This window comes from Saccharopolyspora sp. NPDC002686, from assembly GCF_040295745.1.
GTDB lineage: Bacteria > Actinomycetota > Actinomycetes > Mycobacteriales > Pseudonocardiaceae > Saccharopolyspora > Saccharopolyspora oryzae.
Genome location: NZ_JBEOVY010000093.1, coordinates 1 through 22850, shown reverse-complemented (window position 1 = coordinate 22850; position 22850 = coordinate 1). Strand labels below are relative to the sequence as shown.

The following is a 22850-nucleotide window of genomic DNA, read 5'->3' as shown; positions in this document are numbered from 1 at the left end:
CCACTCCGACCAGCTGGCGGGGATCACCACGCCGACGCTGGTGCTCGTCGGCAGCGAGGACGTCGTGTCGCTGCAGCAACCCAAAGTGCTCACGGGTCTGGAACCGGGCGTCAGTGCCAGGTGGATTGGAGGGCCTTCTGCAGGGCATCCGGTTGTTGGGAGCGCTTGGTCGTCATCGTTGTCGGGCCGGTCTCCGGGGTTGGCTTGGGCAGCGGGTCGCACTTGGTGTCCGGGCCGTTGCCCGGTTGGCGCGGTGGGAGCTTGCCCGTGGCCAGGTAGTCCGCGATCTGGTCGTCCAGGCAGGTGTTGCCGCTCAAGGAGCCCGAGTGGGTCGTGCCGCCGGGGAGGCTGATCAGGCTGGCGCCGGGGAAGCGCTTGCGGGCTTCCAGGGCTCCCGGGAACGGGGTTGCCGCGTCCAGCTCTTCGCTGATCAGGAGGGCGCTGTCGACCTTGCTGCCGTCCACCTCGACCGGCTTGCCGGGCTTGGCGGGCCAGGACAGGCACGGGGCGTTGTACCAGGTGTTGGACCAGGTTTCGAACGGCGCCTTCTCGTGGATGTCCCAGCTGTCCTGGCGCCACTGCTCCCAGCTCTGCGGCCACTTCACGTCGGTGCACTGGACCGCCAGGTAGACCGCGAAGCCGTTGTCGTCGCCCGGCGTGTTGGAGCCGTCGTAGATCTTCTTCAGCGTCTCCCAGTCGCCGTTGTGCACCCAGCCCGCGAAGGCCTTGGCGCGGCTGTCCCACGCCGACTGCGAGTAGCCCGCGGTCAGGAACACGTCGACCCACTCGTCGGGCCCGATCACGCCACCAGCGGGTTCTTTGTCGAGTGCGGCCTGCTGCTCGTAGAACAGCTTCTCCACGTCCGCACCGGTCTTGCCCAGGTGGTAGACGTCGTCGTGCTCGGCGACCCAGTCGAAGAAGATCTTGATGTTGCGGTCGAAGGCCACGTCCTGGTTCAGGTTCGCGTCGTACCAGACGTCCTCGACGTTCACCACGCCGTCCATCACCACGCGCCGCATCCGGTCCGGGTGCAGGGTGCCGTAGACCTGGCCGAGGTAAGTGCCGTAGGAGAAGCCGTAGTAGTTGATCTGGTCAGCACCCAGCGCCTTGCGGATGCTGTCCATGTCCTCGACGGTGTCGGTGGTCTTGACGTGCTCGAGGAGCTTGCCGTTGTTGCCGCAAGCGCGGGCGTATCCCCCGGAGCGGTCCAGCCAGGTCTTCTCCAGCTCCGGCGTCGTGGGCACGTAGTTCGGCCGGTCGTAGGAGAAGTAGTTCGGATCGCAGGAGATCGCCGGCAGGCTCGAGCCGACGCCGCGCGGGTCGAAGCCGATCCAGTCGTAGGCGGCGCCTGCGCCCTTGGGCACGTACGCGCCGAGCGTGGACAGGCTCAGCCCGGAACCGCCCGGGCCGCCCGGGTTGACCAGCATGACGCCCTGGTACTGGTCGTCGGGCACGGTGTGCTTGATCCGGGAGACCGCGAGCGAGATCTGCTCGCCCGCCGGGTCGGCGTAGTCCATCGGGACCTGCAGCATCCCGCACTCCGCGCCGGCCTTCTGCAGGTCCTCGTCGGAGCACTGACCCCATTGGATCGGCGTCGGGTCGAACCCAGGTGGTGCCGGAGCCGCGCTCGCGGCCACCGGTGACAGACCTGCGAGCAGCCCGACCGCCATCGCAGCGGTGACGACTTTTCTCACGAATGTCCCCGTCCGTCCGGTTGTGCCCACTACCAGCGGTGAGCAATGTGGACAGTAAAGGGGATCAGCCGCGCGGTGGCCGCATGCTTGGCGAGAATTGGTCTACCCGGGGGAATTTCGGCGTGGGAGCTGCGCTCGATCGCCCGCGCAGCGTGATCGTGCCGTTACCAGGGGCGATCGGGTCCGATGTGGAGGCCCTGCTGAAAGGCCGCCCGGATGCGGCTGATCGGAGGAATCAGCCGCACGGTTCCAGTCCTCGCGCGCGGGTGAGCGGAGACCGCTCTGCGCCGGGCGATCGGACGCCGATCAGGGGCGCCAGGGGCTGGGTTTGTCCGTGGCCGGGCGGGTGGGGTCGAGGTGGTGCGGTGCGCCGAGTTCGCCGGTGCGGAGGGTGGTCAGGCCTTCGGCGATGGCGCGCATGATGCGGTCGCGGGCCCGGGCCGCGTCGCCGACCCGGTCGGCGGAGAGGTCGCTGAGGTCGACCGGGGATCCGAAGTGGACCCGCAGCCTCGGCCGGCGGCGGACCGCGCGCAGCCACGAGGAGAAGAGGATCCACAGGTCGCGGGCGCTTTCCACGGTGACCATGCCGTAGCACATCGCCTCGTGGGCACCCCACTGGCTGATCGGCACCACGGTCGCGCCGGAGGCCAGCGCCATGCGGGCCACGCCGGTCTTCCCGCGCTCCGGCCACATGTCCGGTTCGAGGGTGATGCGGCCCTCCGGGTACAGCAGCACCGGGTGATCGTCGCTGGTCAGCGCGGCGACCGCCTTGCCCATCGCCTCGGCCGCCGTGGCCTTGCCGCGGTCGACGCGGACGTGGCGGCAGCGGCGCAGCAGGCCGCCCAGCACCGGGGTCTCGAACAGACCGGCGGTGGCCATGAAGCGGGGCGCCAACCTGCGCGTCCGGCAGGCCGCGATCAGGACCAGCGGGTCCAGGTTGCCGATGTGGTTGGCGGCCAGCAGCAGCGGCTTGCCGCGCAGCTCGTCCGGCACGTCACCGGTGACCTCCAGGCGGCCGGTGACGGCGACGACGGCGCGATCCACCCGCATCAGCGCACGCCACAGCAGCGGCGCGGCGCGGAACAGCTTCTCGCGGTCGGTTCGGCGTGTCGGCTCGTGCTGACCGGACGGGAGGGCAACCATGATGTTCGAGGATCTCACGCCAGGTGCCCCGTTCGGGGCACAACACCCGAGAAAACGTCCGAACCGCCATCTGCAGTGGCTGTTGTGACCGGAGGGACGGGTGCGGATACCGTGTGGGGCATGGCGAGCCGGACATCGAACGGGGGACGTGGCTCGGCGCGCAGCAAGAGCGCCACCAAGAGTAGCGGCTCCGGATCCCGCAGTGGCGGATCGACTCAGAGCAAGTCCCGCGCGAAGTCGGGCACCAGCAGCCGGAAGAGCACGGCGAAGCCGCGCGGCTCGACGCATGCGCCGCGCCGGCAACCGGCGAAGCGCAGCACGCGGTCCCGCGGTGGCGGGGGAGTGGCGCGCGGCGTCGGCAGCGTGGTGCGGGCGATGGGCAAGACCCGGGAGCTCGACCCGGCGCACCGGCGCGACGGACTCGCGCTGATCTTCCTGGCCACCGCCGTCATCGCCGCCGCGGGCGTGTGGTGGCAGGCCGGTGGTCCCGTCGGGCACGGGTTCGACCTGGCGCTGCGCTCGGTCATCGGTTCGGCCGCGGTGGTGCTGCCGCTCGTGCTGCTGGTCACCGCGATCCTGCTGATGCGCACCGAGAGCACCGCCGAAGCACGGCCGCGGGTGGTGATCGGGTCGCTGCTGCTGATCCTCAGCACGCTCGGTGTCCTCCACATCGCAAAGGGTTCCCCGCTGGAACCGGAGAAGTGGCCCGAGGCCGGGGGTGCGCTCGGATTCGTCGCGGGCGGACCGCTGGAGTACGGGCTCACGCCGTGGGTCGCCGTGCCTGTCCTGGTGCTGTTCGGGCTGTTCGGGTTGCTGGTGCTCACCGGCACTTCGGTGCGCGACATCAGCGACTGGATGCGCGGCGTCGGGTACGAGGACGAGGACGACGAGCTCGCCGAGCCGAAGAAGAGGTCGAAGCGGGCGAAGGCGGAGGACGCGGAGCCGACCGACGTCAAGCTGCGCCGTCCGTCGCGGCGGCGTCAGGCGGCGATGGCCGAGGACCAGGACCCGCAGCTGTCGCTCGAAGACGTGCCGGAGGAGCCGGCACCGGCGCCCAAGCCGAAGGCCGCCGCTGCCGCGGTGCCGGCCCAGTCCGCGCCGGAGAAGCCGAAGAAGAGCGACAAGCCGCAGATCAGCCGCAGCGTCGAAGGCGACTACAACCTGCCGCCGCTGGACGTGCTCACCGACGGCGAACCGCCGAAGAACCGCAGCCGCGCCAACGATCAGATGATCGAGGCGATCACCGCGGTGCTCGAGCAGTTCAACATCGACGCGCAGGTCACCGGCTTCACCCGCGGCCCGACCGTCACCCGCTACGAGGTCGAGCTCGGGCCGGGCGTGAAGGTCGAGAAGATCACCGCGCTGACCAAGAACATCGCCTACGCGGCGGCCACCGACAACGTGCGGCTGCTGGCGCCGATCCCCGGCAAGTCCGCGGTCGGCATCGAGGTGCCCAACACCGACCGCGAGATGGTGCGCCTCGGCGACGTGCTGCGCTCCGACCAGGCGACCAAGGACGGTCACCCGCTGGTGATGGGCCTGGGCAAGGACATCGAAGGCCACATGGTCACCGCGAACCTGGCCAAGATGCCGCACCTGCTGGTCGCCGGTTCCACCGGTTCCGGTAAGTCCAGCTTCGTCAACTCCATGCTGGTGTCGCTGCTGGCGCGGGCGACGCCGCAGGAGGTCAGGATGATCCTGATCGACCCGAAGATGGTGGAGCTGACGCCCTACGAAGGCATCCCGCACCTGATCACGCCCATCATCACCCAGCCGAAGAAGGCCGCCGCCGCGCTGGCCTGGCTGGTGGAGGAGATGGAGCAGCGCTACCAGGACATGCAGGCCAACCGGGTGCGGCACATCGACGACTTCAACAAGAAGGTGAAGTCCGGCGAGATCACCGCCCCGCTGGGCAGCGAGCGCGAGTACCGGCCGTACCCGTACATCCTGGCCATCGTCGACGAGCTCGCGGACCTGATGATGACCGCGCCGCGCGACGTCGAGGACGCCATCGTGCGCATCACGCAGAAGGCGCGGGCCGCGGGCATCCACCTGGTGCTGGCCACCCAGCGGCCGTCGGTGGACGTGGTGACCGGTCTGATCAAGACCAACGTGCCGTCCCGGCTGGCGTTCGCCACCTCGTCGCTGACCGACTCGCGGGTCATCCTCGACCAGCCCGGCGCCGAGAAGCTGATCGGCATGGGCGACGCGCTGTACCTGCCGATGGGGGCGTCGCGGCCGGCTCGCGTGCAGGGCGCGTTCGTCGCCGACGACGAGATCCACCGGATCGTCTCGTTCGCCAAGGACCAGGCCGACCCGGAGTACACCGACGGGGTCACCGCGGCCAAGGCGGCGGACAAGAAGGAGATCGACTCCGACATCGGCGACGACCTGGACGTGCTGCTGCAGGCCGCGGAGCTCGTGGTGACCAGCCAGTTCGGTTCGACCTCGATGCTGCAGCGCAAGCTGCGGGTCGGGTTCGCCAAGGCCGGGCGGTTGATGGACCTGCTGGAGTCGCGCGGCGTGGTCGGCCCGTCGGAGGGTTCGAAGGCGCGCGAGGTCCTGATCAAGCCGGACGAGATGGAGAACGCGCTGTACGCGATCCGCGGTGGGCCTTCTCCCGACGAGGACGAATGATTTCCGCTGGTCGTGGCTCGTGAGTACTTCGGGGTGCCATAGCGCCCCGAAGTACTCACGAGCATTCAGCGGACGGCTTCGTTCTTCGCGTTTTCACCAGCATTTTCCGATCGCTTTCCCATTTGATTCGCGCTACTCCGAATGCGCTCACCGGATTGCGCTGAATGGAATTCTCGCACGGTCCGAATTTCACGATCTTTGAGATAGTCTCCGGCGCGCTGACGGTATTGATCCCGCCGCGATTTCGTGAGGTTCGCGCATGCTGGTCCGGAAATTACGCGCTGTTCTGTCCGTTTCGCTGTCGGTGCTGCTGCTGGTCGGGTTCCAGCAGCTGGCGACCGGCGATCCGGGGCCCGGCGTCGAACCGTCCGATGTGGACCGCGGTGAGCTGGTGCGGGAAGGCGGCAGCAGCTATCCCCGGTTGGTGCGGCTGCAGAACTCCGGCGATGCGAACGGTCGGGTGCTGGTCAGCATGACGACCTACGCGGACAAGGCGGGTTTCGCCGTCATCTACGGCAGCGACGACGACGGCACCACCTTCGAGCCCGTCGGCGAGATCCGCGACCCGGAAGGCGCGGACGAGAAGGGGATGTGCTGCTCGACGCTGTACGAACTGCCGCAGCAGGTCGGTGACATGCCCGCCGGGACGCTGCTGTGGGCGGGCACCGCCGGCGTCGGCGCGGATCCCGAGGAGCGGCGCAGCAGCATCCGCCTGTGGCGCAGCGACGACCACGGCAAGACCTGGAACTTCCTGTCCACCATCGTGCAAGCCCCGCAGGGACCGGGCGTCTGGGAACCGGAGTTCACCGTTTCCGAGCAGGGCGACCTGGTGGTCTTCTACTCCGACGACGGCGATCCGAAGCACGACCAGAAGATGGTCCAGATGCGCTCCGCCGACGGCCGGAACTGGACCGATCTGCGCGAGACGATCGTGAACGACAAGTTCACCGTGCGGCCCGGGATGGCCGGTGTGCGGAAGCTGCCGGACGGCACGTACGTGATGGGCTACGAGGTCTGCAACTACGACCCGGTGCACGTCTGCACCATCTGGACGCGGAAGTCCCAGGACGGTTGGGACTTCGGCGACCCGTACGACCTGGGCACCGAGGTCGTGTCGGACACCGGCGGGCAGCCGCTGGGCACGCCGACCATCGCCTGGGCGCCGGGCCCGAACCCGAACGGCCGGATCCTGCTGGCCTACCAGATGCTGGCCAACGAGGGCGGCGGCTGGGCACCGGGCAACGGGCGCACGCTGATGGTCAACGACGACCCGTCCGACCTGAGCCGCGGTTGGCGGGAGATCCCGTCGCCGGTGCAGATCAGCTACAACCAGGGCAGCGTGTGCCGGAACTTCAGCCCGACGCTGCTGCCGACCCGCGACGGCAAGTCGGTCATCCACGTCACCACGGACTTCGAGAAGTACATCGGCGGCCCCTGCGAGGCCTTCCACGCCACGGGCCCGATCGACGGCGCCACGACCGCCGCACCGCCGCAGGTACACCCGATCGACCCGCGCCCCGACCGCTGATTCACCCGTTCGCCACAGCGGCGGTGGCAACCCGGGGCCCGGAGCCGGCGTCCTAGTCCTGAACGACGTCCTCGGGCGAGGAGGCGGACGGCATGGACGTGATGGCGTTGATCGGCCTGTTCTTCGTGGTCGTGATCGTGGGCGGTCTGCTCTGGGACCGGGTCGAGCGCCGGCGAAAGGCGCGCCGTCCGCGGAAGGGCCGCCGGGGTGCTGCGGCCAGCGGCGGATCGGCCATCAGCGGCTACGCCATGGGCTGGGACGGCTCCGCGGGCGGCGGAGACGCGGGCTGCGGCGGGGATTCCGGCGGTGGCGGGGACTCCGGTGGGGGCGGCTGCTGAAGATCCGCCCCCGCCAGGCCCGTCAGCGGCGCAGCGTCGCGTGGGTGTGGTTCAGCTCGGAGATCGAGTGGACGCCGAGCAGCTGGAGGGTGCGGACGATCTCGGTGCGGAGGACGTCCACCGCCTTCTCGACGCCGCGTTCACCACCGGCCATCAGGCCGTAGAGGTAGGCGCGGCCGATCAGGCAGGAGTCGGCGCCCAGGGCGATCGCGGCGACGATGTCCGCACCGCTGGTGATGCCGGTGTCCAGCATGATCTCCGCGCGGTCGCCGATCGCTTCGCGCACCGCGGGGAGCAGCTCCAGCATGGTCGGCGCCCGGTCGAGCTGGCGGCCGCCGTGGTTGGACAGGATCACGCCGTCCGCGCCCAGCTCGACCACGCGGCGCGCGTCGTCGGGGTTCTGGATGCCCTTGACGATCAGCGGACCGTCCCAGAGCTCGCGCAGCCACTCCAGGTCCGAGTAGTTCAGCGACGGGTCGAACATCGCGTTGATCAGGTCGTGCGCGGTGCCCGACCAGTGCTGGAACGACGCGAACGACAGCGGCTCGGTGGTGAGCAGGTTGAACCACCAGGCCGGGTGCATCGCACCGTCCACGATGGTCTTGAGCGTCAGCTCGGGCGGGATGGTCAGGCCGTTGCGGGTGTCGCGCAGCCGCGCACCGCCGACCGGGGTGTCCACCGTCAGCAGCAGCGCCTCGTAGCCCGATTCCTGCGCGCGCTGGACCAGGTCGCGGCTGGCCTCGCGGTCCTTCCACAGGTAGAGCTGGAACCACTTGCGGGCGTCCGGGGCCGCCGCGGCCAGGTCCTCGATCGAGGTGGTGCCCATGGTCGACAGCGCGTAGGGGATGCCGGCGCGTTCGGCGACGCGGGCCACCGCAGGCTCGCCCTCGTGGTTCATCATCCGCGTGAAACCGGTGGGGGCGAAGGAGAACGGCAGCTTCGAAGGGCGGCCGAGGATGGTGGTCGAGGTGTCCACCGACGACACGTCGCGCAGCACCGACGGGCGGAACTCGACGTTGCGGAAGGCGTGGCGCGCGCGGCGCAGGCTGATCTCGGCCTCGGCGGCGCCGTCGGTGTAGTCGAACACCGCGCGGGGAGTGCGCAGGCGGGCGATGGTCCGCAGGTCGGCGATGGAGTGCGCGGCGGACAGCCGACGCCTGGTGGGGTTGAACTGCGGTGGTTTGACCCGCAGGAGAGGACGCAGTTCGGACCAGCGCGGGAGTTGCCGCTTGACCATTCGAGCTCCCTTCGTCGCGCAGCGACGTTACCCCCGCGAACGAGTGCGGTGCGTGTGGTTTTCACCGCAGGAACCCAGCGGCGGCCCGGCCGTCCGAACAGGACAGCCGGGCCGGTGGCGTCAGCTGTTCGGCCCGAGGTGCACGACCTGGCCGGCTGCGTTGATCGCCTGGAACTTCGGCAGCTCGCCCGCGATGGTGGGCAGCTGCTGGATCTGCGCGTGCTCGACGGCTTCGGCGGTGGATCCGCTGACCCCGCCGAACTCCCGCACCGCGAAGTAGTAGATGTTCGCGGTGCCCTTGCAGGCCACGTTGGTCCCGCAGGCCGAGTACATGTCGGCGCGGAAGTTGTCGTCGATCTTGCGGCGGTTGGCCTCGGTGAACCGGTCCTGCTTCTTGTAGTTGCGGTAGCCGAAGTCGTGCCGGTCGCAGCTGGTGCGGAACTTGAAGCCCAGCGGCTCGTCGGGTGACATGGAGCAGCCGTCGGAGGACCAGTCGAGCTGGTCGGCGTGCGGCTGCTCGGCGCGGGTCTGGGTGAAGGCGTCCAGGGACAGCGAGAACAAGTACTCGTCGGTGGTGGCTCGCAGCTCACCGGGGCTGAGGTCGGCGTGCGCGGTGCCGGCGGTGAGCAGCAGCGCCCCGGCGGCGACGGCGCTGGTGACGAGGCCACGGCGAGCAGGGGATCGTTCCACGGCAGGTCTCCTCGGATCCGAAGTGATCACTCACCGTGTTATAGCCGTTACGAGTGATGTTCGCGGGGTACCTGGGCAACCTGCACGAGAAAGGTGGAACCGCCGCCGGGCCGGTCGGTGGCGCCACCGGGGCGTGCGGCCGTCGGTCGGACCAGCCATGCGCGGACCTGATCGGCGTCGACGACGGCGAAGAGCTCAGGTGAGGGTGAGGAGCATTCGGGTGTTGCCGAGGGTGTTGGGCTTGATGTTGGCCAGGTCGAGGAACTCCGCCACGCCCGCGTCGACCGAGCGGCGCATCTCCTCGTAGACCTCGGGGCTGACCGGCGCACCGTCGACGGTCTGGAAGCCGTGGCGGCCGAAGAAGTCCGTTTCGAAGGTCAGCACGAACAGCCGGGGCAGGCCCAGCTCGCGCGCCAGCTCCACCAGCCGGCGCACCAGCCGGTGCCCGATGCCGGAGCCCTTGACCGAGGGGTCGACGGCGACGGTGCGGATCTCGGCGAGGTCCTCCCACAGCACGTGCAGCGCGCCGCAGCCCACGATGCGGGCCGGCTGGTCGGCTTCGGTCAGCTCGGCGACCCAGAACTCCTGGATGTCCTCGTAGAGCGTGACGAGGTTCTTGGCCAGCAGGACCTCACCTGCGTAGGTGTCGACCAGGGCCTTGATCGCCTTGACGTCGGCGATCCGCGCCCGCCGAATTGCTATCGCCGACGACGCATAATCATTCATGGAGGCATAGTAGCGCCGCGGGCCGGTGGATCGCGCATCACGCGCCGAGGTGCAGCAGCATCCGCGTGTTGCCGAGGGTGTTCGGCTTGACGTGCGCCAGGTCGAGGAACTGGGCCACGCCCTCGTCCGGCGAGCGCCTGATCTCGTCGTAGACGTCGGGCGGAACCGGGGTGTCGGCGATCGGCAGGAAGCCGTGGCGGCCGAAGAAGCCGGTCTCGAAGGTCAGCACGAAGATCCGGGCCAGGCCGAGGTCGGCGGCCTCTTCGACGAGCCGGGCGACGATCGCGTGCCCGACGCCGCGGCCCTTGGTCGTCGGGTCGACCGCGACGGTGCGGATCTCGGCGAGGTCCTCCCACAGCACGTGCAGCGCGCCGCAGCCGACGACCTCGCCGCCGGATTCGGCGACCCAGAACTCCTGGACGTCCTCGTAGAGCGTGACGAGTTCCTTGCCCAGCACCACCTTTCCCGCGTAGTGGTCGATCAGCGCCTTGATGGCGCGGACGTCGCGCACTCGGGCCGGGCGGATCTCTACCGGAGCATTCACGTTAGGTAAGCCTAACCACAATGATCGCTGCGGGGTATCGTCGCAGCCGTAATCTCGGCCACGGGCCGGGTGAACGTCTGCTGCGCGAGAAATCGGGGCGAACACCGGGTTCGAGCAGGGTGTCCGCACCCGGACGTTAGGCTCGAGGCATGTCAGCCGAGCAGAATCACCGCCGAGTCGCCATGGTCACGCTCGGTTGCGCGCGCAATGAAGTCGACTCCGAGGAGCTCGCCGGCAACCTGCACAGCCGCGGGTGGGACCTGGTCGACACCGAGGACGCCGCCGACGTCGTGGTCGTGAACACCTGCGGCTTCGTCGAATCGGCCAAGAAGGACTCCGTCGACACGCTGCTCGCCGCCTCCGACACCGGCGCGAAGGTCGTCGCCGTCGGCTGCATGGCCGAGCGCTACGGGTCCGAGCTCGCCGAGCACCTGCCGGAAGCCGACGCGGTGCTGGGCTTCGACCACTACGGTCAGCTCGCCGAGCGCCTCGACGACGTCCTCGAGGGCAAGGCGATCCAGGCGCACAAGCCGCAGGACCGCCGCAAGATGCTGCCGATCAGCCCGGTCTCCCGACCCGCCGCGGCCGCCGACGTCGCGGTGCCCGGCCACGGCTGGGTGCCCGCCGCGCGCGCGGTGGCCCGCCGCCGCCTCGACGACTCGCCGGTCGCCGCGCTGAAGCTGGCCTCCGGCTGCGACCGCCGCTGCTCGTTCTGCGCCATCCCGTCCTTCCGCGGCTCCTTCCTGTCCCGGAAGCCGGAGGAGGTGCTGGGCGAGGCGATGTGGCTGGCCGAGCACGGCGCCAAGGAGCTGTTCCTGGTCAGCGAGAACTCCACCTCCTACGGCAAGGACCTCGCCGATCCGCGCGCCCTGGAGCTGCTGCTGCCGCAGTTGGCCGAGGTCGAGGGCGTCGAGCGCGTCCGCGTCTCCTACCTGCAGCCCGCCGAGACCCGACCCGGGCTGGTGCGCGCCATCGCCGGCACGCCGGGCGTCGCGCCCTACTTCGACCTGTCCTTCCAGCACTCCAGCGAGTCGGTGCTGCGGCGGATGCGCCGGTTCGGCTCCACCGAGTCGTTCCTGGAGCTGATCGCGCAGATCCGCGAGCTGGCGCCGGAAGCGGGCATCCGCAGCAACTTCATCGTCGGCTTCCCCGGCGAGACCGAGGAGGACTTCGCCGAGCTGCAGGACTTCCTCACCCGCGCCCGGCTGGACGCGGTCGGCGTGTTCGGCTATTCGGACGAGGACGGCACCGAGGCTTCCGAGTTCGCCGACAAGCTCGACTCCGACACCGTCGACGAGCGCGTCGAGAAGCTGTCCGACCTGGTCGACGAGCTGATCGCGCAGCGCGCGGAGGACCGCATCGGCACCGAGGTGCGGGTGCTGGTCGAGCGCATCGACGACGACGAGTGCGTCGGGCGTGCCGACCATCAGGGGCCGGAGGTGGACGGCGAGTGCATCGTCGCTGATGCTGGAGAGGTCGGCGTGGGCGATGTGCTGCGCTGCCGGGTCGTGGACAGCGAGGGCGTGGACCTCGTCGTCACCCCGGTGGGGAGCACGCCCGCGGAGGACCGGTCCGGGGAGCAACCATGACGGCCGATGGTGCGTCGTCCGATCCGCAGGTGGTGCGGGCGGAGCCGGTGCCCGTGGTCAACATCGCCAACGCGCTGACCGTGTCCCGGTTGGTGCTGGTGCCGGTGTTCCTGGTCGCCCTGTTCTGGAACGGCGGGCACGACGAGCTGTGGCGCTGGATCGCCACCGGCGTGTTCGCGCTGGCCTCGATCACCGACCGCATCGACGGCGACATCGCCCGCCGCCGCGGCCTGGTCACCGACTTCGGCAAGGTCGCCGACCCGATCGCGGACAAGGCGCTGACCGGTGCCGCGCTGATCGGGCTCAGCATCCTCGGCGATCTCGGCTGGTGGGTCACGCTGGTGATCATCGGCCGCGAGCTGGCCATCACGCTGCTGCGCTTCTGGGTCATCCGGCACGGCGTGATCGCGGCCAGCTACGGCGGGAAGATCAAGACGCTGCTGCAGGCGCTCGCGATCGGCCTGTACCTGCTGCCGTTCGGCGCCTGGGCCGACCTGCCGCGCTGGATCCTGATGGGCGCGGCGCTGCTCGTCACCGTCGGCACCGGGCTCGACTACGTGGTCCGGGCCATCCGGCTGCGCGCGGCGGGGCGGGCGAAGGCCGCCGCATGATCCTGGAGTCGATCGGACTGCCGTTCTCGCAGGTGGGCGAGCTGCTGGACACGCTGCGCAAGCGCGGTGAGACGGTCGCCACCGCGGAATCGCTGACCGCCGGGCTGGTCGCCGCTGCGCTGACCGACGTGCCCGGCGCCAGCGACGTGGTCCGCGGTGGGCTGGTCGTCTACGCCACCGATCTGAAGGCGGAGCTGGCCGGCGTCGACCGCGACCTGCTCGCCGAGCACGGCGCGGTGCACCCGCGGGTCGCGGAGCTGCTCGCCGACGGCGCGCGCACCCGGTGCCGGGCCGACTGGGGCATCGGGCTGACCGGCGTGGCGGGGCCGGATCCGCAGGACGGCGTGGCACCTGGGACCGTGCACCTGGGATTCGCCGGTCCCGGCGGCGCGACCGTGCACTCGGTGCGCTTGGCGGGGGACCGGCACCGCGTGCGGGCTGCGGCCGTTCGGGTGGCTCTGGAACACTTCGCGGACCTCTTGCGTTGATCCGGGAGGGTACCGTGCGCTGGCGGAACGCGGTGTCCTGCGGAACGAGCCCGGTCGATCACCGGACGTTCGCCCTCGGCGGACTTGTCCACGATCGTTCTCGTTCGGGCCGTCGGATGAGTAACGTAGGGAGCGTTCACGCGTGGTGCACGCGGTAGGCGACGAAGGAAGGGAGGCGCGCGATGACCGTATTGTTGCGGGAGGCGGTCGGTGAACGACTGCGCCGCGCCCGGACCGCACAGTCTCGGACGTTGCGGGACGTTTCGCGCGCTGCCCGGGTGAGCCTCGGATATCTCTCCGAGGTCGAACGGGGCCGCAAGGAGGCGTCCAGCGAACTGCTCGCCTCGATCTGCGACGCCCTCGACCTGCCGTTGCCGGAGCTGTTGGTGACCGTGGCCGGTGACCTGGACGAGACGATGGTCGTGCCGTCCGGTGTCGACCGCGCGGCGGATGCGGACCGCTTGGTGCCCAGCTTGATCGGCGCCGAGCTCACCGAGACCGAGCTGGCCCAGCAGCAGCTGGCCGGTGCCGAGGCGGGCGACGGCGAGCCGCGCGCCTGCGCAGACCGCCTGCAGCCGGTGCTCAGCCAGCGCATCAGCGCCCCCGTGCGCAAGCCGGGCGGCGTTGTAGTGGCGGCGTAAGGCCTCGTCAGGCAGGGTCGGGACTCGAAAAGAAGACGTCTGGTCGTGGGCGCTGGAACGGACCGTGTCCGTTTTGGTGCTCACGACCCTTTTTGGTACCCGGTGCGCGCCGCCCGGGGGTGGGCTGGTTCGATCTTAGGCGTGGCTCCGGGGCAATCCCGGAGATCTACCGTGTTTGGTGGAAGCGGACACAACTACCTGACACGATGGAACCAGCCGACACGCCCGGTGCGTTGTGTCGGCAGTGGGGCAGCCGAGCAGCAGAAGAAGGCAGGCGGAGGAGATGGCCAATCCGTTCGTGAAGGCGTGGAAGTACCTGATGGCGGCGTTCTCGTCGAAGGTGGACGAGCACGCCGACCCCAAGGTGCAGATCCAGCAGGCCATCGAGGAAGCCCAGCGGCAGCATCAGGCGCTTTCCCAGCAGGCCGCCTCGGTGATCGGCAACCAGCGGCAGCTGGAGATGAAGCTCAACCGCCAGCTCGGCGAGGTCGAGAAGCTGCAGGCGTCGGCCAAGCAGGCGCTGGTGATGGCGGACCAGGCGCGGGCCAACGGTGACGAGGCCAGCGCGCAGAAGTACGAGGAGACTGCGACCCAGCTGGCCAGCCAGCTGGTCACTGCGGAGCAGGGCGTCGAGGACCTCAAGACGCTGCACGACCAGTCGCTGGGTGCGGCTGAGCAGGCCAAGCAGGCCGTCGAGCGCAACGCCCAGGTCCTGCAGCAGAAGATCGCCGAGCGCACCAAGCTGCTCAGCCAGCTGGAGCAGGCGAAGATGCAGGAGCAGGTCTCGGCCTCCATGCGCCAGATGACCGAGGTCGCCGCGCCGGGCAACACGCCGTCCCTGGACGAGGTGCGCGACAAGATCGAGCAGCGCTACACCACCGCGCTCGGCCAGGCGGAGCTGGCGCAGAACAGCGTGCAGGGCCGCATGATGGAGGTCGAGCAGGCTTCCATCGACGCCGCCGGTGCCAGCCGGCTCGCGCAGCTGCGCGCTTCGATGGGTTCGGGCCAGCAGCAGATCTCCGGTGGTGCGCAGGCTCCGGCCGAGCCAGCCACCAACCCGCAGCAGCAGCAGAACCCGCAGGCCGGTCAGGCCTGAGCGAGCGCAGGGTGGGGGCGTCGCGGAAGAACGAGCTGGCGCAGCTGGGCGAAGCCGCGCTCGAGCAGCTGCGCGGCCCCGTCCTGTCCGAAGTCCGCCGGAAGATCGCCAGGTGGCGTGATCCGCGGGCGCGGGCTCTGCGCCAGCGCAAACGCGTCAAGCGGACCGCCACGGCCAGCGCTGCGGGTGCAGGAGTGTTCGGTGCCGGGGCGGTGACCTCGGCGTCCGCCCCGGTGCTGTGGGAGTGGGGCGGATCCGTTGGTTTCTTCCTGCAGGACGTGACGACGTTCGGGCTCGGTGGCCTCGCTGTGATCGGCGGGGCCACCGCTGTCGGTGCGGGCGTGAAGTACCGGCGCCTCAAGAGGACACCGCTGCCCGAGGCGCCGCCGGAGCCGGTTGCGCTGCCGGCGTCCGGTTCGGCTGCGCGGGCGCCGATGCAGCGCTTGCGCGATGCCGAGCAGAGCTTGCACGGAGCCCTGCAGCAGCTGACGTCGGCGGGCGCGGGCAGCGCCGCAGCCGACGCGCGCGGAACCGCGGACAGCGCGGCAGCGGAGCTGCGGCGGGGCGCGGAGCGGCTGGTCGCCGTGGAAGCGGCGATCCCGCACGCGCCGGCGGGGGAGCGGGCCGCGTTGCGGTCGGACGTCGAGCGGCTCCGCCAGGAGCTCGACGAGGGCGTTGACGGGTACGGCGCGCTGGTGGCCGCTGCGGGACGCGCGGTCGCGGCCAGCGGGGCGTCCGAGCAGAAGCACCTGTTGCAGGACGCAACCGACCGGTTGGCCGGGTTGGCTGACGGGTTGCGGGAGCTGTTCGGTCCGGAGAGGCGCGAGTAGATCCGTGCGACACGCCATCATCGCTGGTAGCGATGGTTCTGCTGGTGCACGTCTTGATTGTGCGATGCGAAATAGTAATCTTCCCTCGTCATCACAGGCCGTGACATGAGACCCGCCTGATCGGGTGAGTCGGGGGAGGCGACGTGGCGTTGTGGACCGTGCACGGCAACGGTCGACGCCTCGTGCGCGATGCCGTGGTGGCCTCCGAAGAGCGGCTGAGCTGGCCGTTGACCATCGGTTTCGGCGTCCAGCACCTGCTCGCGATGTTCGGCACAACGACGTTGGTGCCGCTGCTCACCGGGTTCCCGGTCGGCACCACGCTGCTGCTGTCCGGCCTCGGGACCCTGCTGTTCCTCCTGTTCACCCGCAACCGCGTGCCCAGCTACCTGGGTGCCTCGGTGGCCTTCGTGGTCCCGCTGAACGCCGCAGCGAAGGAGGCCGGAGCGACTCCGGCCGCGCTGCTCGGCGGCATCGTCGTGGTCGGCATCGTGGTGTTCAGCGTCGGCGTGGCGGTCAAAGCGCTCGGCGTGCGGTTGCTGGAGACGGCGATGCCGCCGGTGGTGACCGGCGCGATCGTGCTGATGATCGGGTTGAGCCTCGCCCCGCAGTCGGTGTCGTCCTTCGACCAGCAGCGGGTGCCTGCCGCGCTGACCCTGGGCACGGTCGTGCTGCTGATCGTGATCAGCCGGGGCATGGCGGCGCGGATCGCGGTGCTGATCGGCGTGCTGGTCGGCTGGTGCTACGCCGCGATGTCCGGTCGACTCGTGCCGGAGCGCCTCGCGGAGCTGGCCGACGCGCCCTGGGTCGGTCTGCCGCAGCTCATCGCGCCGCAGGTGCACGTCGCGGTGATGCCGTTCGTGCTTCCGCTGGTGATCGTGCTGGTCGCCGAGCACGTCGCGCACCTGAAAGCGGTGGCGGCGATGAGCGGGCGCGACCTCGACCCGCACGTCGGCGATGCGCTGATCAGCGGTGGGTTGGCGACCACGCTGTCGGGGGCGGCGGGTGGTTCGTCGCTGAGCAGCTACGCGCCGAACGTCGGCGTGATGGCGGCGACCCGGGTGTACTCCACGGCGGCCTGCATGGTGGCCGCGATCGCGGCGGTGGTGCTGTCGTTCTCGCCGAAGCTGGCGGCCCTGATCAACACCATCCCGATGGGTGTGCTCGGCGGGGCGACGCTGGTGCTGTTCGGGATGCTGGCCCTGGTGGGCGTGCGGATCTGGCTGGACGCGCGGGTGGACTTCGCGGACCCGGTGAACCTGGTGGTGCTGGGCACCGCGGTGATCGCCGGAGTCGGCGACCTGACGCTGCACGTCGGGGAGCTCCGCGTGACGGGCATCGTCTGGGGCTCGGTGGGGATCGTCCTGGTCTACCCGCTGCTGCGCAGCATCGCCGACAGCCGCAACCGGGCTCAAGAAGCCTGACGGTCAGCCCTGGATCGCGAGCTTGAGGCCCAGACCGACCAGGACTGTCGCCGTGATCCGGTCCAGCCATGCGCGCACCCGTCGCCGCTGGAACAGCGCCCGTGCGCGGCCGGCGACCCACACCAGCGCGGTCGACCAGAGCAGGCCGATGGAGATGTGCGTGGCCACCAGCAGCGGACCCCAGGTGAACGCGGCAGCGCCCGCGGGCAGGAACTGCGGCAGCAGGCTGATGTAGAACACGCCGACCTTGGGGTTGAGCAGGTTCGTGGTCAGCCCGGAGCGCAGCGCGGTCCAGCTCGTCAAGTTCGCCGGTGCGGCCGGAACGTCCTCGGTCTGCGCGACCTGGTTGCGCGGCAACGACTTCCAGAGCGCCGAACCGCCCAGCCACAGCAAGTACGCGGCACCTGCCACCCGCACGACGTCGTAGGCCAGCTGGGACGCGGTGAGCAGCGCGGTCAGCCCGGCGATGCTCGCGGTGCCCCAGACCAGGCAACCGAGGTTGATGCCGAGGAACGTCGCCACCCCGGCCCGGTGCCCGCCCAGCAGCGAGTGCCGGAGGATCAACATCGTGTCCAGCCCGGGCGTCAACACGCCGATCACCGCGACCAGCGCGAACGCCATGAAAGTCGTCGTGCTCATTGGTCCTCGTCCACCAGGTCGTCTTCGTCCACGTCCGCGCGTTGTTTGCGGCCGGCGCGGAGTGCGCGGGCGAGGACCAGGTTGAAGGCGAGCGCCACTTCTCGCGCGCCCGGCGTGCCCCACTGGTGGATCGGCATGCACGCGCCTTGGGCCTGCTGCACGGCCAAGCGGTCCGGCAGGGCGACGGGCATGACCAGCGGGCCGAAGATGTCGCGCAGTTCGTCGATGCGGAACTGGTGCTCGTGCGATCGCGGCCGCACCCGGTTCACGATCACGCCGAGCGGCTGCAGCTTCGGGTTGGTGGACTTGCGCTCGGCCTGCACCGCTTCGAAAGCCCGCTGCACACCGGAAACCGCGAAGATCGTCGGTTCGGTCACCAGCAGCGCCCGGTCGGCGGCGACCAGCGCGGAACGGGTCAGGCGGCCGAGCGAAGGCGGGCAGTCCAGCAGGACCAGCTGGTAGGGCAGCTCGCCGTCCTCGATCAGACCGTCCAATGCGGACAGTGCGGTGGTCAGCCGGGACAGGTGCTCGTCGTCGTGGTGCCCGTTGTGGCTCTCGGCGTCCTCGGAACCGACCAGGACGTCGACCTCCTCACCCCAGGAACTGCCGGTCACGGCCGCCCGCAACACCTCCGGGCTCGGATCGGCGAGCACATCGCTGAGCCCCTTTGCGGTCTCCGCGGGCTCCAGGCACGAGGTCGCGTTGCACTGCGGATCGAGGTCGACGACCAGCGTCCGAACGCCACGACGCATGGCGGCTGAGGCGAGACCGAGCACCACGGTCGTCTTCCCCACACCGCCTTTGAGGCTCAGCACTGCCACGGTCTGCACGCACGTAGCCTACGTAACCCGAAACCGCCCAAGAACCAGTCCTGGGATTTCGCCGACCGATTCCACTGGTTGCTCCGCTCCGCGGTGCAAGTGGCGGAACCTCGGAGGCCGCCCGGCTGCCGGGAACAGGGCTGGTCGGCTGAGAGGGGGCGGCGACCCGGCATTACGCTGCTAGGCATGAGATCCGACGCCGTCCACCAGGTGCTGGAAACCGAACTCGCCGACGCCCGGCGGCGACGTGGCGGGGAACCGCCGCGCGTGCTCGACGTCGGTGGCGGCAGCGGGGTTTGGGCGGTGCCGCTGGCTTCCGCCGGATGCGCGGTGACGGTGGTGGATCCGAGCCCGAACGCGCTGGCCACGCTCCAGCGGCGGGCCGACGACGCCGGGGTGGCCGACCGGATCACACCGCTGCAGGGCGACACGGACGCGTTGTCGGCGCTGAGCCCGGAGGGCGGTGCGGACCTGGTGCTCGCGCACGGCCTGCTGGAGGTCGTCGACGACGTCGCAGCGGCGGTCTCCGCGCTGGCCGCCGCGACCGCGCCGGGCGGCGTGCTGTCCGTGCTGGTCGCCAACCGCTACGCGACGATCATCGCGCGGGCGCTGGCCGGCCGGGTCTCCGATGCGCTGCAGCTGCTCCAGGACGCCGACGGCCGGCTCGACGCCGCCTCGGACACCCTCCAGCGCCGGTTCGACGTCGACGGTCTCGAACAGGTGTTGACCGCCGGTGGGCTGAAGGTGAGCTGATCCAGGGACAGGCCGTGCTCAGCGATCTGGTGCCCGGCTCGGTGCTCGACAACAACCCGCGGGCGGCCGACGAGATGGCCGAACTGGAGCGGATCGCGGCCGTGCAGCCGCCGCTGCGCGACATCGCCACCCGCCTGCACGCCGTCGCCCGCGCCTGATCGTCCGTCGCCTGGATCGGTCGCGGACCGCACATCGGCCGGGTGAGCTGGGACGATGCGTTCCGGGCGGGGAGCGGGCGCGACGAGATCGCTGCCCCGAGGGGATGATGTCGGCAACCTCGCACAGCTACCTGCCAGGACCGGGTAGTACTCGCGTCGCCGGAACCGTATCCTCAGTGGTGACGCCCCCAAGCGTTCGCCGGTCCCCAGCCGAGGTGAGTCGATCACTCCGGTCCGGCGCCACTGAGACCCCTGTGCCGGAGGAGGAGTCATGCCACTCTCCGAGCACGAGCAGCGACAGCTCGAACAAATCGAGCGCGCGCTCTACGCCGAGGACCCCAAGTTCGCCTCCACCGTGCGCGGAGGACGGCTGCAACGCCCATCCCGACGTCGTCGACTGCAGGGCATCGCAGTCTTCGTGCTGGGGTTGGCCTTGCTGGTCATCGGTGCGGTGATCCCGGCTCTGCGGCCGGCCGACATCCCCGTGTTGAGCGTGGTCGGCTTCCTCGTGATGTTCGGCGGAGCAGTGATCGTCCTGTCCGCGTTGCGCGGAGGTGGGGACGACAACGAACCGGTGCCGGAGAACGGTGGTGGGCGCCCGAAGCGGGGCTCGAACCGCGGCAGCGCCGGACGGAGCTCCTTCGCCCAGCGCATGGAAGAGCGCTTCCGCAAACGCTTCGAGCAGTAAGACCTCTGAACGAGCGATGATCGCCGCCAGGCCACGCACCTGGCGGCGATCATCGCTTCGTGCTGCCCGGACCCCGTGAGCACTTCGTGGTGCTCTGGCCCCGGAAAGTGCTCACGGCCCACCACCTGCCGAAATGCCGCCCGTACAGCCAGGTTCGGACTTCCGCGCCACCGCGGGTCAGGGCTGGGGGCGGAGGAGCTGCAGGACCGAGCGGGGGAAGGCCCGGGAGCGGAGGTCGAGCGGGCTCGCCCGGCGGAGGCTGTCGAGGACGGTCCGCAGCGTTTCCGGCAGGGACTCGTCGGATCGGCCGTTCGCCGAGTACCACTCGCGTTCGACCGCCACGACCAGCGCCCGCATCGCCTTCGCCCCGGACTCGTCGAGGGCGTGGTGCTCGAGCAGCTTCGTCGCGACCTGGCGGGCCGTGTCCGTCGCGGCCGGCTGAGCTCCGCGGTCCCGGAACTCGTCGAGCACTTCCTGCCAGGCCAAACCGGCCGATCCCGCCGCTCCGCCGGAGATCGCGCGCACGCGCTGCCGCCGCCGCACCTCGCGCACCACGGCCGGAGCCGCGAGCAGCGCGAGGGCGAGGACCAGGACGCCGATGGCGATCGGCCACGGGTTGCTCTGCTCGGTCTCCCGCGGATCCACCGGGGCCGGGCGGGCGCCCTGGTCGTCCTGCGGGCCGCCGCCGGGGGTGGAACCGTCGGTGGGCGGCGTGCTCGGCTGCGCCGGGTCGGGGGCCGACGACGGCTGCTGGGCCGGGTGCAGCTCGCTGTTCAGGTACTGCGGCAGCGCGGACCGGCCGTCGCTGAGCGGCGTCGGGTCGAAGGTCTGCCAGCCCCAGCGGGGGAAGTAGGCCTCCACCCAGGCGTGCGCGTCCTCGGTGGTGATCACCCGCTCGTCGCCCTGCCGGTAGCCCGCGGTGAACCCGATGGCCACCCGCGACGGGATGCCGACCGCGCGCAGCAGGGCCGCCATCGACGAGGCGTACTGCTCGCAGAACCCGCGCTTGCCGCGGAAGAGGAACTCCGAGAGCGCGTCGCCGCCGCCCGCCGGTGCGGTCTGCAGGTCGTAGCGGAACCCGTTGCTCGGATCGGTGAAGTACCGGTTGAGCGCGACCGCCTTGTCGAACTCGGTGCCCGCGTCCGCGGTCAGCCGCTGCGCCAGGTCGGTGACCTGCGGTGGGATCCCGGTCGTGTCCAGGTACTCCGGCGCCACCCGCATCGGGCCCCGCGCATCGCGCAGCTGCTCCGGGGTCGGCTTGGGCACGACCAGCTGCTGGACGTAGGGGCGGCTCTCCTGGTTGGTCTGGGTGAAGGCGATCCCGGAGGCCGGGTCGTAGCGCCAGTTCACGCCCATCCCGGACAGGAAGCGCGGCACGCCGAACACCGGCAGCCACGGGTCCCGGTAGCCGATGGGCTGGATCTCGACCCGCTGGGCGTCGCCCTCGCCGATGTCGGTGCCCTCCGGCAGCGGGAGCTGGGCGTTCGCCTCGACGCCCTGCGTCAGGCCCTCCAGCTCCCAGCCGCGCTCCGGGTCGAACTTGCGCAGCGTCAACGCGCGCAGGTACGTCGGCTCCTTCAGGCCGCGGACGCGGAAGAGCTCCACCTCCTTGTCCCGGTTGAGCTGGCCGCGCAGCGAGGTGAACGGCTGCAGCCCTATCCCGTCGGTCCCGCCGAACTGCTCGGGCACCGATCCGGGCAACCGGCCCTCGGTTCCGACGCCGGTGAACACCACGCCGGTGAGCAGCGCGATCACCCCGGCCGTCCCGGCCACCGCGGTGCTGGTGGGGCCGAACAGGGCGCGCGTGACCTGCTCGCGGTCCTCGTGCCTGCGCCACCGGCGGTGCTGACCGCCCGAGGCGAGCAGCACGGCGAAGCCGACGCCACCGGCGACGAAGGTCCACCACGGCAGCATGGTGTCGGACAGCGATGCGGGGATCGCGAACACGCACAGCAGCAGCAAGCCGCTGACCGCCGGGCTGCGCAGACCCACCACGACCAGGTCGACGACGATCGCGACCAGGCCCAGCCCCAGGCAGACCAGGGCCTGCAGGGCGGGCTCGGCGGGGACCGGTGGAACACCGGTGCGCACCACGTCAGCAGCACCGGACAGCAGCTCGCCGAGCTCGGAGATCGCGGCCGGTCCGGGCAGCAGCCCGAGCACGGCGTGCTCGGCGAACTGGGAGCTGAGCACCACCAGCACCCCGGCCACCTGGGTGGAGGCGGTCGCGTAGAGCGGCCAGTGCAGCCGTCGCCCCAGCACGCCGAGGGCTGCCACGACGACGACCACGAGCAGCGCGGGGAACACCCACCGGCTGTCGGCCAGCACCCCGGCGAACGACGTCGACGCGCACAGCACCGAGAAGGCAGCGGCGGCCGTGGCCACCAGCGACGTGTCGATCGCGGCCACCATCCGGCGCTCGGTCACGGCAGCACCTCCGATTCCGGTGCGGTGGAGGTGCGGCACAGGTCCTGCCAGATCTCGCCGATCGAGGTGTGCCCCAGCGAGAAGCGCAGCGACCCCCGCGCGGCCTTGGGGTCTGCCCCCATCGCGAGCAGCACGTGGCTGGGCTCGGAAA

22 protein-coding genes and 1 pseudogene are annotated in these 22850 nt (G+C 70.5%); 13 read left to right on the top strand and 10 right to left on the bottom strand.

Features of this window, described 5'->3' with window-relative positions; all coding sequences use genetic code 11:
- Positions 1–110: 110 nt before the first annotated feature.
- From ABTZ89_RS15045 to ABTZ89_RS15035, 3 genes are all read right to left on the bottom strand, one after another.
- The gene (locus ABTZ89_RS15045; RefSeq protein WP_351044658.1) at positions 111–1694 is read right to left on the bottom strand and encodes an alpha/beta hydrolase; all 1584 of its coding nucleotides are present in this window, start codon (positions 1692–1694) and stop codon (positions 111–113) included.
- Positions 1695–2000: 306 nt separating this feature from the next.
- A complete protein-coding gene (locus tag ABTZ89_RS15040; RefSeq protein WP_351044655.1) occupies positions 2001–2837 on the bottom strand; it encodes a lysophospholipid acyltransferase family protein in 837 nt (278 codons plus the stop codon).
- Between the two features lie 215 nt (positions 2838–3052).
- Positions 3053–3220, bottom strand: coding sequence for a hypothetical protein (locus tag ABTZ89_RS15035; protein ID WP_270946952.1), 168 nt, complete (start codon positions 3218–3220; stop codon positions 3053–3055).
- Between ABTZ89_RS15035 and ABTZ89_RS15030 the strand changes: the two genes are divergently transcribed.
- From ABTZ89_RS15030 to ABTZ89_RS15020, 3 genes are all read left to right on the top strand, one after another.
- The gene (locus tag ABTZ89_RS15030; protein WP_351044651.1) at positions 3213–5474 is read left to right on the top strand and encodes a DNA translocase FtsK; all 2262 of its coding nucleotides are present in this window, start codon (positions 3213–3215) and stop codon (positions 5472–5474) included. The genes ABTZ89_RS15035 and ABTZ89_RS15030 overlap by 8 nt on opposite strands.
- 259 nt (positions 5475–5733) lie before the next feature.
- A complete protein-coding gene (locus ABTZ89_RS15025) occupies positions 5734–7002 on the top strand; it encodes a sialidase family protein (protein ID WP_351044648.1) in 1269 nt (422 codons plus the stop codon).
- A 92-nt stretch (positions 7003–7094) separates the two neighbouring features.
- Complete coding sequence (locus ABTZ89_RS15020) at positions 7095–7340, top strand: hypothetical protein (RefSeq protein ID WP_351044645.1); 246 nt, start codon at positions 7095–7097, stop codon at positions 7338–7340.
- A gap of 22 nt (positions 7341–7362) precedes the next feature.
- Here the strand turns inward: ABTZ89_RS15020 and ABTZ89_RS15015 are convergent, their stop codons facing one another.
- Positions 7363–8577 carry an alpha-hydroxy acid oxidase gene (locus ABTZ89_RS15015; RefSeq protein WP_351044642.1) on the bottom strand — a complete coding sequence of 405 codons (1215 nt, stop codon included), beginning with the start codon at positions 8575–8577 and terminating at the stop codon, positions 7363–7365.
- Between the two features lie 120 nt (positions 8578–8697).
- Positions 8698–9267 carry a phospholipase gene (locus ABTZ89_RS15010; protein ID WP_351044639.1) on the bottom strand — a complete coding sequence of 190 codons (570 nt, stop codon included), beginning with the start codon at positions 9265–9267 and terminating at the stop codon, positions 8698–8700.
- Positions 9268–9320: 53 nt separating this feature from the next.
- Here ABTZ89_RS15010 and ABTZ89_RS15005 point away from each other — a divergent pair, with 53 nt between their 5' ends.
- Positions 9321–9470: a hypothetical protein gene (locus ABTZ89_RS15005; protein ID WP_351044636.1), complete on the top strand. Its 150-nt coding sequence runs from the start codon at positions 9321–9323 to the stop codon at positions 9468–9470.
- On the opposite strand, the gene ABTZ89_RS15000 is transcribed toward ABTZ89_RS15005, so the two are convergent.
- The gene (locus ABTZ89_RS15000) at positions 9463–9993 is read right to left on the bottom strand and encodes an amino-acid N-acetyltransferase (RefSeq protein ID WP_270946957.1); all 531 of its coding nucleotides are present in this window, start codon (positions 9991–9993) and stop codon (positions 9463–9465) included. The two genes, ABTZ89_RS15005 and ABTZ89_RS15000, sit on opposite strands and share 8 nt — an antisense overlap.
- A 37-nt stretch (positions 9994–10030) precedes the next feature.
- Positions 10031–10537, bottom strand: coding sequence for an amino-acid N-acetyltransferase (locus ABTZ89_RS14995; protein WP_351044632.1), 507 nt, complete (start codon positions 10535–10537; stop codon positions 10031–10033).
- A gap of 149 nt (positions 10538–10686) precedes the next feature.
- Here ABTZ89_RS14995 and rimO point away from each other — a divergent pair, with 149 nt between their 5' ends.
- The 7 genes from rimO (at position 10687) to ABTZ89_RS14960 (ending at position 17213) form a co-directional block, all read left to right on the top strand.
- The gene (gene rimO / locus ABTZ89_RS14990) at positions 10687–12126 is read left to right on the top strand and encodes a 30S ribosomal protein S12 methylthiotransferase RimO (RefSeq protein WP_351044629.1); all 1440 of its coding nucleotides are present in this window, start codon (positions 10687–10689) and stop codon (positions 12124–12126) included.
- Positions 12123–12737 (top strand): CDP-diacylglycerol--glycerol-3-phosphate 3-phosphatidyltransferase, encoded by a 615-nt coding sequence (pgsA, locus tag ABTZ89_RS14985; RefSeq protein ID WP_270946961.1) that lies wholly within the window; start codon positions 12123–12125, stop codon positions 12735–12737. Before rimO ends, pgsA begins: the two co-directional genes overlap by 4 nt.
- Positions 12734–13225, top strand: a complete 492-nt coding sequence (locus ABTZ89_RS14980; protein WP_270946962.1) for a CinA family protein — start codon at positions 12734–12736, stop codon at positions 13223–13225. The genes pgsA and ABTZ89_RS14980 overlap by 4 nt, the downstream gene beginning before the upstream one ends.
- Before the next feature lie 182 nt (positions 13226–13407).
- On the top strand, positions 13408–13866 hold the full coding sequence (locus ABTZ89_RS14975; RefSeq protein WP_351044624.1) for a helix-turn-helix domain-containing protein: 459 nt from the start codon (positions 13408–13410) through the stop codon (positions 13864–13866).
- Positions 13867–14149: 283 nt separating this feature from the next.
- Positions 14150–14962 carry a PspA/IM30 family protein gene (locus ABTZ89_RS14970; protein ID WP_270946964.1) on the top strand — a complete coding sequence of 271 codons (813 nt, stop codon included), beginning with the start codon at positions 14150–14152 and terminating at the stop codon, positions 14960–14962.
- Between the two features lie 11 nt (positions 14963–14973).
- The gene (pspM, locus tag ABTZ89_RS14965; RefSeq protein WP_270946965.1) at positions 14974–15792 is read left to right on the top strand and encodes a phage shock envelope stress response protein PspM; all 819 of its coding nucleotides are present in this window, start codon (positions 14974–14976) and stop codon (positions 15790–15792) included.
- A 143-nt stretch (positions 15793–15935) separates the two neighbouring features.
- Positions 15936–17213: a uracil-xanthine permease family protein gene (locus ABTZ89_RS14960; protein WP_351044621.1), complete on the top strand. Its 1278-nt coding sequence runs from the start codon at positions 15936–15938 to the stop codon at positions 17211–17213.
- Positions 17214–17216: 3 nt separating this feature from the next.
- Here ABTZ89_RS14960 and ABTZ89_RS14955 read toward each other — a convergent pair whose 3' ends face one another.
- Both ABTZ89_RS14955 and ABTZ89_RS14950 read right to left on the bottom strand, forming a co-directional pair.
- Entirely contained in the window at positions 17217–17852 is a 636-nt protein-coding gene (locus ABTZ89_RS14955) for a LysE family translocator (protein WP_351044618.1), read from the bottom strand.
- Positions 17849–18682 (bottom strand): ParA family protein, encoded by an 834-nt coding sequence (locus ABTZ89_RS14950; RefSeq protein ID WP_351044615.1) that lies wholly within the window; start codon positions 18680–18682, stop codon positions 17849–17851. Before ABTZ89_RS14950 ends, ABTZ89_RS14955 begins: the two co-directional genes overlap by 4 nt.
- A gap of 177 nt (positions 18683–18859) precedes the next feature.
- Here ABTZ89_RS14950 and ABTZ89_RS14945 point away from each other — a divergent pair.
- Together ABTZ89_RS14945 and ABTZ89_RS14940 are read left to right on the top strand one after the other, a co-directional pair.
- Positions 18860–19584, top strand: a pseudogene (locus ABTZ89_RS14945) (class I SAM-dependent methyltransferase).
- Between the two features lie 271 nt (positions 19585–19855).
- Entirely contained in the window at positions 19856–20272 is a 417-nt protein-coding gene (locus ABTZ89_RS14940) for an SCO2097 family morphological protein (protein WP_270946970.1), read from the top strand.
- A gap of 177 nt (positions 20273–20449) precedes the next feature.
- Here the strand turns inward: ABTZ89_RS14940 and ABTZ89_RS14935 are convergent, their stop codons facing one another.
- Complete coding sequence (locus tag ABTZ89_RS14935; RefSeq protein WP_351044611.1) at positions 20450–22699, bottom strand: transglutaminase TgpA family protein; 2250 nt, start codon at positions 22697–22699, stop codon at positions 20450–20452.
- Between the last annotated feature and the right edge of the window lie 151 nt (positions 22700–22850).